16 protein-coding genes and 1 tRNA gene are annotated in these 16,722 nt (G+C 66.3%); 4 read left to right on the top strand and 13 right to left on the bottom strand.

The window, feature by feature from the left end:
- Positions 1 to 42: 42 nt before the first annotated feature.
- The 12 genes from LQ144_RS07565 to LQ144_RS07510 form a co-directional block, all read right to left on the bottom strand.
- Entirely contained in the window at positions 43 to 1,560 is a 1,518-nt protein-coding gene (locus LQ144_RS07565) for a CoA-acylating methylmalonate-semialdehyde dehydrogenase (RefSeq protein WP_230117960.1), read from the bottom strand.
- Between the two features lie 46 nt (positions 1,561 to 1,606).
- On the bottom strand, positions 1,607 to 3,568 hold the full coding sequence (gene iolD / locus LQ144_RS07560) for a 3D-(3,5/4)-trihydroxycyclohexane-1,2-dione acylhydrolase (decyclizing) (protein WP_230117959.1): 1,962 nt from the start codon (positions 3,566 to 3,568) through the stop codon (positions 1,607 to 1,609).
- A gap of 6 nt (positions 3,569 to 3,574) precedes the next feature.
- A complete protein-coding gene (locus tag LQ144_RS07555) occupies positions 3,575 to 4,477 on the bottom strand; it encodes a deoxyribose-phosphate aldolase (protein ID WP_230117995.1) in 903 nt (300 codons plus the stop codon).
- Between the two features lie 59 nt (positions 4,478 to 4,536).
- Positions 4,537 to 5,538, bottom strand: a complete 1,002-nt coding sequence (gene iolC / locus LQ144_RS07550; protein WP_230117958.1) for a 5-dehydro-2-deoxygluconokinase — start codon at positions 5,536 to 5,538, stop codon at positions 4,537 to 4,539.
- 232 nt (positions 5,539 to 5,770) lie between these two features.
- Positions 5,771 to 6,175, bottom strand: coding sequence for a tautomerase family protein (locus tag LQ144_RS07545; protein ID WP_230117957.1), 405 nt, complete (start codon positions 6,173 to 6,175; stop codon positions 5,771 to 5,773).
- A gap of 195 nt (positions 6,176 to 6,370) precedes the next feature.
- Positions 6,371 to 6,844, bottom strand: a complete 474-nt coding sequence (locus LQ144_RS07540; protein WP_230117956.1) for an SRPBCC family protein — start codon at positions 6,842 to 6,844, stop codon at positions 6,371 to 6,373.
- Entirely contained in the window at positions 6,841 to 7,212 is a 372-nt protein-coding gene (locus LQ144_RS07535) for a metalloregulator ArsR/SmtB family transcription factor (protein WP_230117994.1), read from the bottom strand. The genes LQ144_RS07540 and LQ144_RS07535 overlap by 4 nt, the downstream gene beginning before the upstream one ends.
- A 198-nt stretch (positions 7,213 to 7,410) precedes the next feature.
- Positions 7,411 to 8,313 carry a succinate--CoA ligase subunit alpha gene (sucD, locus tag LQ144_RS07530; protein ID WP_230117955.1) on the bottom strand — a complete coding sequence of 301 codons (903 nt, stop codon included), beginning with the start codon at positions 8,311 to 8,313 and terminating at the stop codon, positions 7,411 to 7,413.
- Positions 8,314 to 8,343: 30 nt separating this feature from the next.
- Entirely contained in the window at positions 8,344 to 9,513 is a 1,170-nt protein-coding gene (gene sucC / locus LQ144_RS07525; RefSeq protein WP_230117954.1) for an ADP-forming succinate--CoA ligase subunit beta, read from the bottom strand.
- 224 nt (positions 9,514 to 9,737) lie between these two features.
- Positions 9,738 to 10,424 carry a hypothetical protein gene (locus LQ144_RS07520; RefSeq protein ID WP_230117993.1) on the bottom strand — a complete coding sequence of 229 codons (687 nt, stop codon included), beginning with the start codon at positions 10,422 to 10,424 and terminating at the stop codon, positions 9,738 to 9,740.
- A gap of 80 nt (positions 10,425 to 10,504) precedes the next feature.
- Entirely contained in the window at positions 10,505 to 13,018 is a 2,514-nt protein-coding gene (gene pcrA, locus LQ144_RS07515) for a DNA helicase PcrA (protein WP_230117953.1), read from the bottom strand.
- A gap of 125 nt (positions 13,019 to 13,143) precedes the next feature.
- Complete coding sequence (locus LQ144_RS07510; protein WP_230117952.1) at positions 13,144 to 13,992, bottom strand: inositol monophosphatase family protein; 849 nt, start codon at positions 13,990 to 13,992, stop codon at positions 13,144 to 13,146.
- A gap of 146 nt (positions 13,993 to 14,138) precedes the next feature.
- On the opposite strand from LQ144_RS07510, the gene LQ144_RS07505 reads away from it, so the two are divergent.
- Entirely contained in the window at positions 14,139 to 14,777 is a 639-nt protein-coding gene (locus LQ144_RS07505) for a hypothetical protein (protein WP_230117951.1), read from the top strand.
- Here the strand turns inward: LQ144_RS07505 and LQ144_RS07500 are convergent.
- Positions 14,774 to 15,562: a hypothetical protein gene (locus LQ144_RS07500; RefSeq protein WP_230117950.1), complete on the bottom strand. Its 789-nt coding sequence runs from the start codon at positions 15,560 to 15,562 to the stop codon at positions 14,774 to 14,776. The genes LQ144_RS07505 and LQ144_RS07500 overlap by 4 nt on opposite strands.
- An 86-nt stretch (positions 15,563 to 15,648) precedes the next feature.
- Between LQ144_RS07500 and LQ144_RS07495 the strand changes: the two genes are divergently transcribed.
- From LQ144_RS07495 to LQ144_RS07485, 3 genes are all read left to right on the top strand, one after another.
- Positions 15,649 to 15,721 (top strand) — tRNA-Arg (locus tag LQ144_RS07495).
- 1 nt (position 15,722) lies between these two features.
- A complete protein-coding gene (locus tag LQ144_RS07490) occupies positions 15,723 to 16,247 on the top strand; it encodes a DUF6314 family protein (RefSeq protein ID WP_230117949.1) in 525 nt (174 codons plus the stop codon).
- Positions 16,244 to 16,678 carry an NUDIX domain-containing protein gene (locus LQ144_RS07485; protein ID WP_230117948.1) on the top strand — a complete coding sequence of 145 codons (435 nt, stop codon included), beginning with the start codon at positions 16,244 to 16,246 and terminating at the stop codon, positions 16,676 to 16,678. The genes LQ144_RS07490 and LQ144_RS07485 overlap by 4 nt, the downstream gene beginning before the upstream one ends.
- Positions 16,679 to 16,722: the final 44 nt, after the last annotated feature.

Here is a 16,722-nt window from a genome sequence, read left to right as displayed (position 1 = left end):
AAGACGGCGGTTATGGAGCAATCGATGGTGGTTATTGAGGGGTTAGTTGGACGGGAAGTTGTAGGAGGCACCCGAGGCGTGGGTGGGCTCCGGCCAGCGTGAGGTGACTACTTTGCCGCGGGTGTAGAAGGAGACGCCTTCGGGGCCGTAGATGTGCTTGTCACCGAACAGCGAAGCCTTCCAGCCGCCGAAGGAGTGGTAGGCCACCGGGACGGGCAGCGGCACGTTGATGCCGATCATGCCGACGGTGACGGAGCGCTGGAATTTGCGGGCGTTGGCGCCGGAGGAAGTGAAGATGGCGGTGCCGTTGCCGTAGGGGTTGGAGTTGATCAGGGCGATGCCTGCGTCCAGGTCCTCCACGCGGACCACGACGAGGACCGGTCCGAAGATTTCCTCGGTGTAGGCGGTCATTTCGGTCTTGACGTGGTCCAGGACGGTGGGGCCGACCCAGAAGCCGTCCTCGTGGCCGGGGACCACCAGGTCGCGGCCGTCCACCACCATGGCGGCGCCGGCGGCTTCGGCTTCGGTGACGATCTTGATGATGCGTTCCTTGGAGGCGGGTGTGATGACCGGGCCCATTTCGGCGTCGGGCGCGGTGCCGTTGTTGACCTTGACGGCGAGGGCGCGCTCTTCGACCTTCTTGACCAGCAGTTCGGCGGCATCGGCGACGGCGACGGCGACGGAGATGGCCATGCAGCGTTCACCCGCGGACCCGAAGGCGGCGGCGGCGAGGTGGTCGGCGGCGTTGTCGAGGTCGGCGTCGGGCATCACAATGGCGTGGTTCTTGGCGCCGCCCAGGGCCTGGACCCGCTTGCCGTGCTTGGTGGCGGTCTCGTGGACGTACTGGGCGATCGGGGTGGAGCCGACGAAGGAGATGCCGTCCACGTCCGGGTGGGTCAGGAGCCCGTCAACGGTTTCCTTGTCGCCGTGCAGGACCTGGAAGACGCCGTCGGGCAGGCCTGCCTGCTTCCACAGCTTGGCCAGCAGCATCGAGGCGGAGGGGTCGCGCTCGGAGGGCTTGAGGATGAAGGCGTTGCCGGTGGCGATGGCCATCGGCGCCATCCACAGCGGCACCATCACGGGGAAGTTGAACGGGGTGATGCCGGCGACGACGCCGAGCGGCTCGCGGAAGGAGAAGACGTCGATCCCGGTGGAGACCTGGTCCGAGTAGTCGCCCTTGAGCAGGGTCGGGATGCCGCAGGCGAATTCGATGACCTCGAGGCCGCGTCCGATTTCGCCCTTGGCGTCGGAGAGGACCTTGCCGTGCTCGGCGGTGATCAGTTCGGCGAGATCGTCAACGTGGGAGGCAACGAGTTCGCGGAACTTGAACAGCACCCCGGTGCGCTTGGCCAGGGAAATGTCACCCCAGGAGTCGGCAGCCTTGCGGGCCGCAGCGACGGTGGCATCCAGGTCCGCCCGGTTGGCCAGCCGCAGCTCCGCGGACACGGCGCCGGTGGCCGGGTTGTACACGGGCTGGCTGCGGTCCCCTTCGCCGGCGGTCTCGGCGCCGTTGATGAAGTGGCCGATAGTGGTGGTGCTTTGGTCAGTAATGGCAGTCATGGGGCTCTTCCTTGAGTGGTCGAAGGGTGCTGTTGTTCGCGAAGGTTCAGCCAAGCAGCTTGCGCTGGCGGTTCTTGTGGTCGGTGTAGGTCTTGAAGGCCTGCCGGGTGGAGTCGAGCTCGGAGACCTGGGAGACGGGAACGTCCCACCATGATTCGGAACTCGGAGCGTCCAGCAGGGGGTCGGATTCGACGTGGATCAGGATGGGTCCGCCGCGCTCCGGTGCTGCCTTGGCGTCGCGGATGGCCTGTTCGAGTTCGGCGATGACCTTCTCGCCCGGTTCGATCCGGATCACCTTCACGCCGAGGCTTTCGGCGTTCAGGGCCAGGTCCACCGGGAGGGTTTCGCCTTCGTCGAAGCTGTGCTGCTCCTCGTTCAGGGCCCGGTACTGAGTGCCGAAGCGCTGCGAACCGAGTGATTCGGAGAGGGATCCGATCGAGGCGTAGCCGTGGTTCTGGATGAGGACCACGATCAGTTTGATGCGTTCGGCGACGGCGGTGACCAGTTCGGTGTGCATCATCAGGTAGGAGCCGTCCCCCACCATGACCACGACGTCGCGCTGTGCCCCGCCCTGCGCGGCCTCGGCCAGGGCCGCGCGCTTGACGCCGAGTCCGCCGGGGATTTCGTAGCCCATGCAGGAGTAGGCGTATTCGACGTGGTAGCCGAACGGGTCGCGGACGCGCCACATCTTGTGCAGGTCCCCGGGCAGGGATCCCGCGGCGCAGATGACCACGTCCTGGGCGTCCATGGCGCGGCTGGTGGCGCCGATGATCTCGTTCTGGGCCGGCAGCGGCGTGAACCGGGTATCGAAGGCTTCATCCACGGTGGAGTCCCAGCGCTTCTTTTCCGCCGCGATCTGCTGTTCCAGGTCTGCGCCCACGCGGTAGCCACCCAGGGCCTGGTTGAGCTTGACCAGGGCCTTCCGGGCGTCGGCCACGATCGGCAGCGAGGTGCCGTGCTTGTAAGCATCGATGGGTGCGACGTTGATGTTGATGAATTTCACGTCCGGGTTCTGGAACGCGGTCCGGGAGGCGGTGGTGAAGTCCTCGTAGCGGGTGCCGATGCCGATGATCAGGTCCGCCTCGGCGGCGATGGCGTTGGCCGCCGTCGTGCCGGTGGAGCCGATGGCGCCGAGCGAGAACTTGTGGTCCCAGGGCAGGACGCCGACGCCGGCCTGGGTGTTGCCCACCGGGATGCCGGTCAGCTCAACGAACTTCGCGAGTTCGTCGTTGGCGTAGGCGTAGAGGACGCCGCCGCCGGCGATGATGAGCGGGCGCTTCGCGGCCCGGATGGCTTCGGCGGCACGGCGGATGTCCTCGTCGTCGGCGTCGGGGCGGCGGATCCGCCACTCGCGTTCCGCGAGGAACTCCTCGGGCACGTCGAAGGCCTCGGCCTGGACATCCTGCGGGAGCGAGATGGTGACGGCGCCGGTTTCGGCCGGATCCGTCAGGACACGCAGGCCGTGGTGGAACGCGGAGAAGAGCTGCTCTGGCCGGGAGACACGGTCGAAGAACTTGGACAGCGGCCGGAAGGCGTCGTTGACGGTGATGTCGTAGGCGTAGGGCTGCTCGAGCTGCTGCAGGACCGGGTCCGCGGCGCGCGTGGCAAAGGTGTCACTCGGCAGCAGCAGCACCGGCAGGCGATTGGTGGTGGCCAGCGCCGCCCCGGTCAGGAGGTTCGAGGAACCCGGCCCGATCGAGGTGCTGATGGCGAACGTCTGGCGGCGCCGGGTGTGGCGCGCATAGCCCACGGCCTGGTGCGCCTGTGCCTGTTCGTTGCGGCCCTGGTAGTAGGGCATGATCGTCGGATCGAGCTGCTGGTACTGCTTCAGGGCCTGCCCGACGCCGGCAACATTGCCGTGCCCGAAGATGCCGAATGTTCCGGGGATCAGGCGTTCGCGGTAGTCCTGGCCGCCGACCGTGTCCACGGTGTACTGCCTGGACAGGTATTCGACGACAGCCTGGGCGACCGTCATTCTGCGTGTTCCTGCTGCTGTTCTCGTCCCCATGGGAAGTTACTCCGATACTTCTGCGGTGTGGTTAAGGAGGGAGGCGGCGGTGGCCACGGCGCCGGCAACATCGCCGTCCTGCGGGTACAGGAGCGTGCGGCCGACGGTAAGGCCCTGCACGCCGGGGAGGGCCAGCGCAGCTTGCCAAGTGGCGAAGACTTCGTCCTGGGTGCCTTCCGGATCTCCGCCCAGGAGCACTGTGGGCATGGTGGTGGCGGCCATGACGCGCTCCATCTCGGCCACGACGGGAAGCTTCATCCAGGTGTACGCGCTGGTGGAGCCCAGGCCCTCGGCGATGGCGATGGATTTGATGACGGCGTTGGTGGAGAGGTCGTTGCGGACTTTGCCGTTTTCGCGGACGGACAGGAAGGGCTCCACCATCGCGATCAGCCTCCGTTCGGCAAGCGAATCGATGGCCTTGGCCGTCGCTTCCAGCATTGAGACGGTGTCAGGGTCGCCGAGGCAGATGCGCGTGAGCATCTTGCCGCCGTCGGCACCCAGTGCCTCCAGTGCAGCGGCAGTGTGGCCGGTGAACCGGTCATCGAATTCGTTCACCAGGCCGGCGAGTCCGCCGCGGTTCATGGAACCGAAAACCAGTTTGCCCTCGAGCGCTCCGAGCAGGAGCAGGTCATCCATGATGTCCGGCGAGGCGAGCACGCCGTCCACATCAGGGTTGGCCAGCGCAATCTGCAGGCGGTCCAGCAGCTGCCGGCGGTCCGCCATGGCCACAGGGTCGCTACCCACCGCGAGGGCGCCGCGGGCGGGGTGGTCGGCGGCGACGATGAAGTTCTGCCGGCCGTACTTGAGGCCGGGGTGGCGGCGGCGGGCGTTCGCGGCCCGGGCAACAGCGTCCGGATCTTCCAGGCGGATGGTGCTCAGATGCGCGTAGCGGCGGGGATCGTCGTCCACGTCCGCGGTGAACGGTGCGGAGTTTGGGGCACCCGGGCTTGTCCGGGAGACGTGGAGGGTCACAGTGCTGCTCCTTCGGTGGCAAACTGCCCGGGTACAAGGCGGCCGCGTTCGGCCAGCAGCGAGGTGACCTCGTCCGGCGTCGGCATCGCGTCGGCGCAGGAGAGCCGGGAGGCCACCAGCGCGCCGGCGGCGTTGGCGTAGTCGAGGACCTGGGCCAGCGGCCAGCCGGACAGCAGTCCGTGGCAGAACGCTCCGCCGAAGGAGTCTCCGGCACCCAGGCCGTTGACGGTCTCCACCGGCACCGGGGCGGAGACGACGCGTTCGGTGCGGGTCTTGGCCATGACGCCTTCGGGGCCGAGCTTGACGACGGCGATTTCAACGCCGGCGTCCAGGAGCCGGTCGGCCTGTTCGTCCGGGGTTCCCTCCCCCACCGCCACGGTACATTCCTTGTCGTTGCCGATCGCGACCGTGACGTGCGGGAGGACCTTGGCCACTTCGGCGCGGGCTTCTTCCTCGGAGGCCCAGAACATGGGCCGGTAGTCGAGATCCAGGACGGTGTACTGGCCGTCCTTCAGCCCCGTGCGGGGCCGCGCCTCGTGGGCCTTGAGGTGAGCCCCGCGGCTGGGCTCCTGGCACAGGCCGGTGACGGTGGACCAGAAGATAACCGCATTCTTGATGGCGTCGAGGTCCAGCTCTTCGGCCTTGATCTGCAGGTCGGGGGCCGTGGGAAAACGGCCGTAGAAGTACAGCGGGAAATCATCCGGCGGCTTGATCGCGCAGAACGTCACCGCAGTCGGCCATTCCCGCACGGGCGTAACGAAGGAATCGTCCACGCCGAACTTGCGCAGTTCCCGGTGCAGATAGGTCCCGAAGGCGTCGTCGCCGGTCCGTGTGATGACCGCAGAGCGGCGGCCGTGGCGGGCGGCGGCGACGGCCACGTTTGACGGGGAGCCCCCGAGGTATTTACCAAAGGACATCACGTCCTCCAGGTCCACCCCAATGTCGTTCGGGTAGATATCAACGCTGATGCGCCCGATCGTAAGCAGTTCGTGGGTCACGGTGATCGCGGACCTTTCTGTTTAAACTCTGTACCTAAGCAGCCGAACAGCCAGGGCTCCGGTGCGTCGCGGCCCCCGTGAGCGGGACCACATCACCTACTTTGCCCTAGAATTAATGTCCTGTCAAAGGTTTGTACTGACATATTTACAACCTGCATTTGGCAGCCCAAAACGTTGGACAAGCCCCGCGTGGAGCACGGGCAATGCAGGCCCGTGCGGACGACGGACGATGCTACTTCCGGGGGACCGCCAACTCACCGGTGACGTACTGGGCGCGGCCAAATCCGAACGACCAGTCCCCCGCTGCATTTTCCACATAACCGATAAATACGTTCTCGCCGGCAACCCCAAGGTTCCCCAGTTTCGCTGCCACCGCCGCAAAAAGGGCCTGCTTGGCTTCCTGGCTGCGGCCGGCCTGCGTGAAGATCTGGATCATGACCACTTCCGGGGTCCGCTCAAAACCGAGCCCGGCGTCCTGGGCGACAATCTGGCCCGCAGGATGCTCGGTCATGATATGGAAGTAGTCACGCTCCGGGAGGCCATACTCAGCCAGGATGGCGTCATGGATCCCCCGGCTGAGTTGCTGCAGTTCTTCGGGACTGCGGCCCGCATTGACATCGATGCGCACGAGTGGCACTTCTGCTCCTTTGATAGTTTGTCCTGACATACTATCAAAGTTATTCGACAAGGAACCGGGCATGAGCCGTCACATCGCGCCCCCGCCCGGATGCGCAGAAACCTGCCGCAGAAAGAAGTACGACGCCGGGCGGTCACCTTCTCCATAAAGGTGACCGCCCGGCGTCGTACTTTTGGTGTATTGCGGCAAGCGGAACTACTTGGCGAGCAACTCCTCCAGCCGTTCATAACCGTCGCTCAAGCCGCCCTCCATGCCGGACTGGGCCATGCCGTCGCGCGCCTCCTGGGTGGGATAGACAGAATGACCCCTCAGCCGGCAGCGGCCGCCGCCGAGGTCCTCGAAATTCATGAATTCGATGCTGACTACGTCCGGGTAGCCGCTGAACTCGAAGGTCTGGATGGCGAAGTCGTTCTCGCGGACTGTATGGAAGATGCCGCTGAACTCGTAAGACACCCCGTCGGGGCCGGTGTGGTTGTACAGGTAGCTGCCGCCGGAGCGGAAGTCATAGTGGTCGATGTCCACGTTGGTGCCGCGCGGGCCCAGCCACTGGGTGATCAGCTCCGGCTCCTTGTGGGCGCGGAACACATCAGCGACCGGGAAGTCGAACTCCCGCTCGTAATCGATGAACGGGACGCCGTCCGGGACGGTGAGTTTAAGCGCGTTGCTCATTGTCTGTCCTTTTGACTGGTGCCGCTTGGCGCGGCATTGGTGCGGAGCACGGCGTCGAGGCTGCGGAACTGCGCCTCACGGACCAACCGGTACTGGTCAATCCACGCGGTGAGCGCTTCGAGCCGTGCGGGGTTCAGGTGGACGGGCCGGCGCTGGGCATCACGGGTACGCGTTACCAGCTGCGCCTGCTCGAGGACCTGGATGTGCTTCGAGATCGCCTGCTTGGTGATCGCGAAGGGTTCGGCCAGTTCATTGACGGTGGCGGGGCCCTTGCTGAGCCGGGAGATGAGGCGGCGGCGGACCGGATCGGACAGGGCCAGGAAGGCCAAGTCGAGGAGGTCGTCGTCACTGCCCGTGTCCGCTGCCACTGCCTTTGCTTCTCTTGCCTGGTTCTTTCTGAATGTAATCAACGTATCAGTTGATCAACCTATCGGTTGTTAACCAGCCTAGACCCGCCCACGATGCCGCGCAAGAGGTACCCCTTAAGCAAAAAACGCGGGGTCACTCCCAGCCCAATCCGGGGGTGGATTGGGCCGGGAGTGACCCCGCGCTGTTTTTAGGCTGGGTTACAGCGTTGCGTAGACTTCGCGCAGCAGTTTCGCGGTCTCGGACGGCGTCTTGCCGACCTTCACGCCGGCAGCCTCGAGGGCTTCCTTCTTGGCCTGTGCAGTACCGGCCGAACCGGAGACGATGGCGCCTGCGTGGCCCATGGTCTTGCCTTCCGGCGCGGTGAAGCCTGCCACGTAGCCGACAACCGGCTTGGTGACGTTGGCCTTGATGAAGTCCGCAGCACGCTCTTCGGCGTCGCCGCCGATTTCGCCGATCATGACGATCGCCTTGGTCTCCGGGTCAGCTTCGAACGCCGCCAGGGCGTCGATGTGCGTGGTGCCGATGACAGGGTCGCCGCCGATGCCGATGGCGGTGGAGAAGCCAAGGTCGCGCAGTTCGTACATCATCTGGTAGGTCAGGGTGCCGGACTTGGATACCAGGCCGATGGGGCCCTTGCCGGTGATGTTCGCCGGGGTGATGCCGACGAGGGCTTCACCCGGGGTGATGATGCCGGGGCAGTTCGGTCCGATGATGCGGGTGACCTGGTTGCCCTCGGCGTCCACCTTGGACTGTGCCAGCGCCCAGAACTCTGCGGAGTCCTGGACCGGAACACCTTCGGTGATGACAACGACCAAGCCGATGCCGGCCTCGATGGCTTCAACAACGGCGTTCTTGGTGAATGCCGGCGGGACGAAGACGATGGAGACGTCGGCGCCGGTCTCTGCCATGGCTTCCTTGACGGTGCCGAAGACCGTGATCTCGTTGTCGCCGTGCAGCACGGTGGTGCCGGCCTTGCGGGCGTTGACGCCGCCAACAATGTTGGTGCCTGCCTTGAGCATGAGGGCGGTGTGCTTGGTGCCTTCGCCGCCGGTGATGCCCTGGACGATGACCTTGGAGTCCTTGTTCAGATAAATAGACATGTTTTCTTTCCTAGATCTCGACAGGCTCGATCAGCGGGCTGCGTTGGCGAGCTCGGCGGCCTTGTCGGCGCCCTCGTCCATGGTGGCGGCCAGGGTAACCAGCGGGTGGTTTGCCTCGGCCAGGATGCGGCGGCCTTCTTCAACGTTGTTGCCGTCGAGGCGGACAACCAGCGGCTTGTTGGCGGAGTGGCCCAGTTCGGCCAGTGCGCCCACGATGCCCTTGGCCACCGCGTCACAGGCGGTGATGCCGCCGAAGACGTTTACGAACACGGCCTTGACCTGCTCGTCGCCCAGGATGACGTCAAGGCCGGCAGCCATGACCTCGGCGGAAGCTCCACCGCCGATATCCAGGAAGTTGGCGGGCTTGACGTTGCCGTGGTTCTCACCGGCGTACGCGACTACGTCGAGGGTAGACATGACGAGGCCCGCGCCGTTGCCGATGATGCCAACTTCGCCGTCGAGCTTGACGTAGTTGAGGTCCTGCGCCTTGGCCTTGGCCTCGAGCGGGTCGGCAGCGTCCTTGTCTTCAAGGGCGGCGTGCTTCGGGTGGCGGAAGTCGGCGTTCTCGTCAAGGGAGACCTTGCCGTCGAGGGCGACAATGTCGCCTGCGCCGGTCAGTACCAGCGGGTTGACCTCCACGAGAGTGGCGTCTTCCTTCTTGAAAACGTCCCAGAGCTTCAGGATGACGCCGGCGACCTTGCTGCGCAGTTCCTCGGCGAAGCCTGCGGCGGCGACGATTTCGTCGGCCTTGGCCTGGTCGATGCCTACGGCCGGGTCGATCGCGATCTTGGCAAGGGCCTCGGGCCGCTCAACGGCGAGCTGCTCGATTTCCATGCCGCCTTCAACCGAGCACATGGCCAGGTAGTTGCGGTTCGCCCGGTCCAGGAGGACGGAGAAGTAGTATTCCTCGGCGATGTCCGCGCCCTGGGCGATCATGACCCGGTGGACGGTGTGGCCCTTGATGTCCATGCCGAGGATGTTGGTGGAGTGTTCAAACGCCTCGTCGGCGGTCTTGGCGACCTTGACGCCGCCGGCTTTGCCGCGGCCACCGGCCTTGACCTGCGCCTTTACGACAGTTACGCCGCCGATCTTCTCGGCAGCTGCCTTTGCTTCTTCAGGGGTATGCGCCACGATGCCAGCAAGCACGGGTACACCGTGCGCCTCGAACATATCGCGCGCCTGATATTCAAACAGGTCCACGGTTTAGTGTCCTCTTCTACGTCGAAGTAGTTTCTGTACAGCCGGAAAACACCACAGATGTGGACCGGGCTGCGGAATAAACGCGCCTGCGGCATGTCCGGAAACGAGCCACGCGGCGCAATGCTCCTCTCGGAACTCTAGTCCTTCATGGGGACAGGCCCGTTCCAGAGTACCTGTTATGTGAGTAAGGACACTATTCTATTGACCGTAGAAAAACCGCATGATTACGGGGATTTTGGGGCCTTGGACGGTGCGGCGGAGGCCTTTTTGCCCGCGTCGGAGATGAGTTCGTAATGATCGCGGCTGACGAAGAAAGCAACGCCGCCGGAGACGTTGCCGCAGGCCACCCCGTTGTTGTACGAAGAGCACCGCAGACCGTTGCGTTCGAGGTTTGCGCCGTCGGGCAGGACAGGCAGCTTGGCGATCACCCCGCCCCGGCTGCCCTTGGGGCCGTATTCGGATTCCATCTCGGTGACGCCGGACCGGCACTCGCCGTAAGTGGCCCGGTCAGGGGTGAGCAGGGCCGCCCCGCCAAGGTAGCCCAGGCCTGTCCCCGTGCAGTCATCCCTGACATCCCGGGCTTCCGGTGCGGGATAGAAGGCCAGTTCGCAATGTGCCACGGGAACGGTGTCCAGTTTCCTGGTGGCAGGGTCATTGAAACTGTTCGGTTCGTACGGCAGGTTGAGGTGGGCGCCGCGGGCAGACGTCAGGGCGCACACCACGTTCCGGTCGGCAGTAACGAAGGCCACGGCGTCCTCACCTGCGGTGAACCCGGCGGCGTCGGCCAGCGGGGCCTGCTTCAGCTGTTCGAGGGCCGGCGGAGGAGGCGGCGGCGTGTACCCGGGATCCGGCACCGCGACGGAACAGCCTGTGGCCGCCAGCAGCGCGAGGGCCGCGATCCCGGATGCCATCCGGCGGGCTGGCTGCCGCCGCACTATCCGGCGGAGCGCGGGGATCCTGCCCGACGGCATGGCGAGGCGGCCCGCCACGGTCAGGCGTCGAGCTTGGTCAGCGGCGCGTAGCGCAGCAGCAGCCGTTTCTCGCCGACGTCGAACTTCACCTTCGCCACAGTCTTGTCCCCCGCACCTTCCACTGCCAGAACAGTCCCGTTACCGAAGCTGGTGTGGTTGACTTTGTCGCCCACGCTGACTGCTACAACTTCCTTTTGCGGCTGTACCCGGTTCTTCGCGACGGCGGCGGGAACGTCCGCGTTGAAGCCTGCCGAGGCGTCTGCCTTGGCGCCGCGGGCCGTCCCTGCTCCCCAGAACGATCCGCCATACCGGCTGGAACCGATGGATGCGCCGCTCCCCCAGCCGCCGGTCTGCCTGCTGGTGCCCTCGCGTTTCCATTCGACGAGCTCCGAGGGGATCTCTTCCAGGAACTGGCTGGCGGGGTTGTACTGGCTTTGGCCCCACATGCTCCGCACCTCGGAGCGGGTGACGTACAGCCGCTTCCGGGCACGCGTCAGACCCACATAGGCCAGCCGGCGCTCCTCGGCCAGTTCCTTGGGGTCGGTGGCGGAGCGCTGGTGGGGGAAGAGTCCGTGCTCCATGCCGGTCAGGAACACCACGGGGAATTCGAGGCCCTTGGCCGTGTGCAGCGTCATCAGGGTGACGACCCCCAGCCGCTTGGCCTCGGCAACTGCGGCATCGATGTCTGCCCCTGGGGCGTCTGGAATCTGGTCGGCATCCGCAACGAGCGAGACCTGCTCCAGGAAGGCGCCCAAGGAGCCCTCCGGATTCTCCTGTTCGTATTCCCGCACGACGGCGACGAGTTCCGCGAGGTTCTCCACCCGGGATTCGTCCTGCGGATCGGTGCTGGAGCGCAGCCCGGCGAGATAGCCGGTCTGTTCAAGCACGGCTTCCAGTGCCGCCGCGGCGCCGGACCCGGCGGCGACCTCGGCGAGGTCGTCGAGGAGCTTAACGAAGCCGAGCACGGCGTTCACCGAGCGGGTGGCCATGCCGGGCGCCTGGTCGGCGCGCCGGGCCGCCGCCATGAAGGAAGTCCGTTCGCGTTCCGCGAGAGCAGCCACGGCGCCCTCGGCACGGTCGCCGATCCCGCGCTTCGGTTCGTTAAGGACGCGCCGGAGGTTGACGTCGTCGTCCGGGTTGACCAGCACGCGCAGGTAGGCGAGGGCGTCCTTGATTTCCTTGCGCTCGTAGAACCGCGTGCCGCCCACCACCTTGTAGGGCAGGCCCACCCGCACCAGGACGTCCTCGATGGACCGCGACTGGGCGTTGGTGCGGTAGAAGATGGCGACGTCCCCGGGGCGGAGGTTGTCCTCGTCCTGCAGCCGGTCAATCTCCTTGGCGATGAACTGGGCTTCGTCGTGTTCGTTTTCACCCACGTAGCCGATGATCTTGTGGCCCGCGCCCTCCGCCGTCCACAGGCGCTTCTCGGGCCGGTTCGGATTGCGGGAGATGACGGAGTTCGCGGCGCTCAGGATGTTCTGGGTGGAGCGGTAGTTTTGTTCGAGCTTGATCGTGCGGGCGTCGGGGTAGTCCTTCTCGAACTCCACGATGTTGCGGATGTCGGCCCCGCGGAAGGCGTAGATGGACTGATCGGAATCGCCCACAACGGTGAGCTCGGCCGCTCCCGGCCCCTCACCCACGATTTCCCGGACCAGCGCGTACTGCGCGTGGTTGGTGTCCTGGTATTCGTCTACCAGCACGTGCCGGAAGCGTCGCCGATAGGAATCAGCCAGCGCCGGGAACGCCCTGAACATGTAGACGGTCTCGGCGATGAGGTCGTCGAAGTCCATGGCGTTGGCCTGGCGGAGACGCTGGGTGTAGCCCTTGAAGACATCCGCCACGGCCTGCTCGAAGGGATCGTTGTGGTTCGCCGAGGACGCATAGGCGTCAGCGTCAATCAGCTCGTTCTTGAGCGCCGAGATCTTGTGCTGGATGGCCTTGGGGGCGAACTTCTTGGGGTCCAGGTCCAGGGCTTTGGACACCTGCGTGACGAGCCGCAGGGAATCCGCGGAGTCATAGATGGAGAAATTGGACTTGAGCCCGACGTTGGCGGCTTCCTGCCGGAGGATGCGCACGCAGGACGAGTGGAAGGTAGAAATCCACATGATCTTGGCCCGGCCGCCCACCAGCGCTTGGATGCGTTCCCGCATTTCGGCGGCGGCCTTGTTGGTGAAGGTGATGGCGAGGATCTCGCCGTGGTGGGCGCGCTTGGTGGCAATCAGGTAGGCAATCCGGTTACTGAGGACGCGGGTCTTGCCTGAGCCAGCGCCAGCCACGATCAGCAAAGCGCTGCCGGCGTGTTTGACGGCCTCTTCCTGCTGCGGGTTCAGCCCCTGCAGCAGGGCGCCGGCGTCCGGCAGCTGGGGCCGCGCCCAGTCACCCGCCGGGCCTCCGGAAGGCTCCGCCCGGCGAGGGCCCCCGCCGCCGAAGTCGGCCGGCGACAGCCCGGATTCAGGGCGCGACTTGGTGAGGGCGGCCGCCTGCGCGCCTGCCTTGAACGGTCCGTCAGCGTACGGGTCAAACAACATATCCATGGTGACTACAAGTCTAGGCGGTGGGGCTGACACTGATTTCCGGCCTGTGGATGACGCCGGATCCGGCGTCGCAACGCTTGTCCCCGAGAAGCCGGTCCCCGAGAAGCGGGGCCGCGCCGCAATAGCTAGTCCACAGAGCCTGACTCAAGAGCCGCACGCAACTGGTGTACCGCCGTCGCGCCCCCTGCCATGAACCACTCAAGGCCGTTCACGGAGACGCTTCCGGCGGCGCCGCCGGCGGCGAGCACAATTGCTTTCCCCGGAAGCCAGTCCCACTCCGGGCAGCTGTGCTGGAACCAGCAGCCGAGCTCTCCGTCGGCCACGCGCCCGAGGTCGCAGGAGCCGGACCCGAGCATGCGCAGCGTCGCCGCGGAAGTGGCGGCAGCATGCCAGGGCATGGCGCACATGGGGTCCGCCAGCCAGCGGGGGTGGATGTACGTGGCGGCGCCGATGTCGGCGAGCGGGGCCGCGCTGCGGTCCGCGCCGGCCGGCTGGAACGTGGTGAGGGGGGCGCCGTTAAGCGTGGCCGCGCGGCCCGTGCCGCCCAGCCACAGTTTGTCCTCCTCCGGCTGGAAGATGGCACCGAGCAGCACATCGGATTCATCTTTCAGGGCAATCGCCGAGCACCAGTACGTGGATCCGTTCAGGAAGTTGTAGGTGCCGTCCACGGGATCAATGACCCAGGTACGGCCGCTGCTTCCACGGACGGCCGCTCCTTCCTCGCCGAGCACGCCGTCGTTGGGCCGGCAGCGCTGCAGCTGTTCCAGCACGTAGGCTTCGGCGGCATGGTCTGCCGCGGTGACGACGTCGGAAACCGAGGTCTTGCGCTGGGCGTCAAGGCCGCCCTGCCGCATCATCAGCGCCAGCATTCCCGCTTCGCGGACCAGGCCGGATGCCAGCTCAAAATCGTCAAGGTCGGGGCTCAGGTTGGCCGCACTGTGTTTACCCAGCTTGTGTCTTCCAAGTTCTGTCACGGTCCCCAGCCTATCGGCGGCCACCGGCACTGAACAGGCGGCCCCGACCAGGCGGCACATAACAGGCGGCCCGGGGACGTGGCGGTGGCGCAGCCGGCCGGAGCGGACGCGGGCAGCGGTCGTGAATCGCGGGCGATAATGGACGCATGGCCAAGACACCTGCACAGCGGATCAAGAAGCACGGCGCAAAGGCCGCAGTCCCCCAGCACCACCTGCCGCCGGTGATCAACCCCACCACGGCCCGCACGCCGGAGAAGGCGCAGAACAACAGCAACGTGATCCTCATCGCCGGCCTCGTGGCCAGCCTGTTCCTGTTCTGGTACGTTCACCTGCTCACGCTGAACCAGCTCACCCAGCTTTCGGGCGGCCTGCCGATGCCCGATTCGCTCATCGGCGGCTTTGATCCGGGCTTCGCGGAGCAGCTGCGCAGGGCGCTGGACGGCGACGCCCGCGGGCAGCTCAACTACATCCACAAGACCGCGGGCACCTTGTTCCCGCTGATCTTCGGCTTCACCTGGCTCCTCCTGATCGGCACGAATGTGGCGAAGAAGGCACTCCGTTGGGCACTGTGGTCCCTCCCGCTGCTCTTCGTGGTGGCCAGGCTATGGGCCAACGTGGCCATTGACGCGATGGTGTCCGCTCCCACCCTCGACGCCGGGCAGGTCGCCTTGGCGTCATTTCTCACCGTTGCCGGCTGGGTGCTGCTGGTGGTGAGCCTGGCCGCCGGCGGCGCCGCCGTCTTCCTCGGGCGCCGGGCTGCCAAGGAAGGCGCCAAGACCACCTAGGTGGGCCCAGTCCCTTGGACGGCACGGGCCCGCAGGGCCCTGCGCACCGACCGCTCCTGCCGGACGCGCTGGGCAATGACCAGCCCGGCTGCAGCCAGGCCAATGGTGATGGGATAGCCCATCAGCCGCTCCAGTGTGCCCGGCTCGGGGACATGAAGGCCGGTGACGCCCGACGTGACCACGGCCGCCGCGGAGACGCCGCCCGAGGCGAGAATGAACCACCCCAGCGGGGTCTGACGCAGCCACAGACCGCCCAGCAGCAGCAGCGCGAGGGCTCCGGCGCTGAAGTACATCACCGCCCCGGCGACGTGCCAGCCGGAGCCCAGGTCCTCGGGCACAAGACCCACAATGACTGTTCCGGTGCCGGCCGTTCCGGTCAGGACGCGGGCACCCACCGCCGCGAACCACGGCGTCTCGCCGGTGTGGCTGGCCGCCACGCGGACTCCGGGCCGGGCAGCGATCCGCAGCAGTGCCGAACCCAGCAGGAGCGCGCCCAGCAGCATGCCCAGGCCCTGGACCACGAACGAGGCGTTCATGAGGAAGTGCAGCGGCGAGCAGATGCTCCGGTCCTCGTAAATGCCGCAATGGACAGCCCCCAGGTCACTGATGAGCCCCGTCCGCCGGCTGTACGGTTCAGGCCCGGCCCAGGCCCCGATCACTGCGGTCTCCGCGACGAAATACTGCACGACGCTGAGCACCGCCCAGGCCCCGATGTAGTGCCTGGTCGAGGCGGTATCGGGCAGGAAGGTTTCCCGGACGGACGGGGCGTGAGCTGCGGCGGCCATGCCAAGAGCGTAGTACGCGCCGTCACCTTGTATGCTTGTAAGCGTGTCCGAACGGGCCGGCCCCGTGCCGGTTGCGACGGACGCCCGCCCTCGTAGCTCAGTGGATAGAGCACGGCTCTCCTAAAGCCGGTGTCGTTGGTTCGATTCCAATCGAGGGCACTTGAAAGCGCAGCACACATCCGGGCTCCGCGCCTACCTGCTGGGTCCTCCGCTTCCGGACTCCGGCCGTGAGGGACGCTGGTCCGTGGAGCGGACGCTTTTTGATCGCGCCGCCGGGACCCGCGGCACCTTTACCGGCGTCGTGGTTTTTTCTGAGACGGCCGACGGCGGCGGGCTGCGTTTCCATGAAGAGGGCACCGTGCGCTGGCCTGCTTCGGGCGGGGGGATCTTCGCCGGCCCTGCCACGAGGGAGTACCTCCTCAGGCCCACGGAGTCGCCCGACGCCCTGGACATGACGTTCCCCGACGGCCGGCCGTTCCACCGGATGAGCTTCTCCACGGACGCGAGCCAGGACCAGCACTGGTGCGATCCAGACACCTACCGCGTCACGTACTCGCAGCGCGGTCCGGATGAATTCGGCTATGTCTGGGACGTCACGGGCCCCCGCAAGGACCTGCTGCTGGAATCCGTGCTCCGGCGGATCACCGCAACGCACGGCGCCGGGGAGCTAGGCTCGAGGGCGTGAATCCGCGCATCATTGTCTCCGCCGTGTGTGTCTATGACGCCGCCGGCCGGCTCCTCACCGTCCGCAAGCGCGGCACGGACAAGTACATGCATCCCGGTGGCAAGCCCGAGCCCGGCGAGACCGCCGTGCAGGCCGCCGCCCGGGAGCTCGCGGAAGAAGTGGGGATCGTCATTGACCCGCGCGAGCTGAAGCCCATGGGTGTTTGGCTGGCCGACGCCGCCAACGAGGCTGCAACGGAAATCGAGGCCACCGTATTCACGGCCCCCGGGACCTGGGTTGCCCACCCCTCGGCCGAGATCGCCGAAATCCGCTGGCTGGACCTGGCAGCCGAGCTGCCCGCCGACCTCGCGCCGCTGCTCACGGACCACGTCCTCCCGGCGCTGGCCCGGCGTCCACTGACACCGGCGTCCGCCGACACCGTCACCGAGTAGTGAGATCTCGGCACTTTGACGGTGCCTAAGCGCCGAGATCTCGC

Source organism: Arthrobacter sp. Bi83 (assembly GCF_918698095.1).
Taxonomy (GTDB): Bacteria; Actinomycetota; Actinomycetes; order Actinomycetales; family Micrococcaceae; genus Arthrobacter.
The sequence above is the reverse complement of the archived record's forward strand: the minus strand, read 5'-3'. Positions and strand labels throughout refer to the sequence as shown.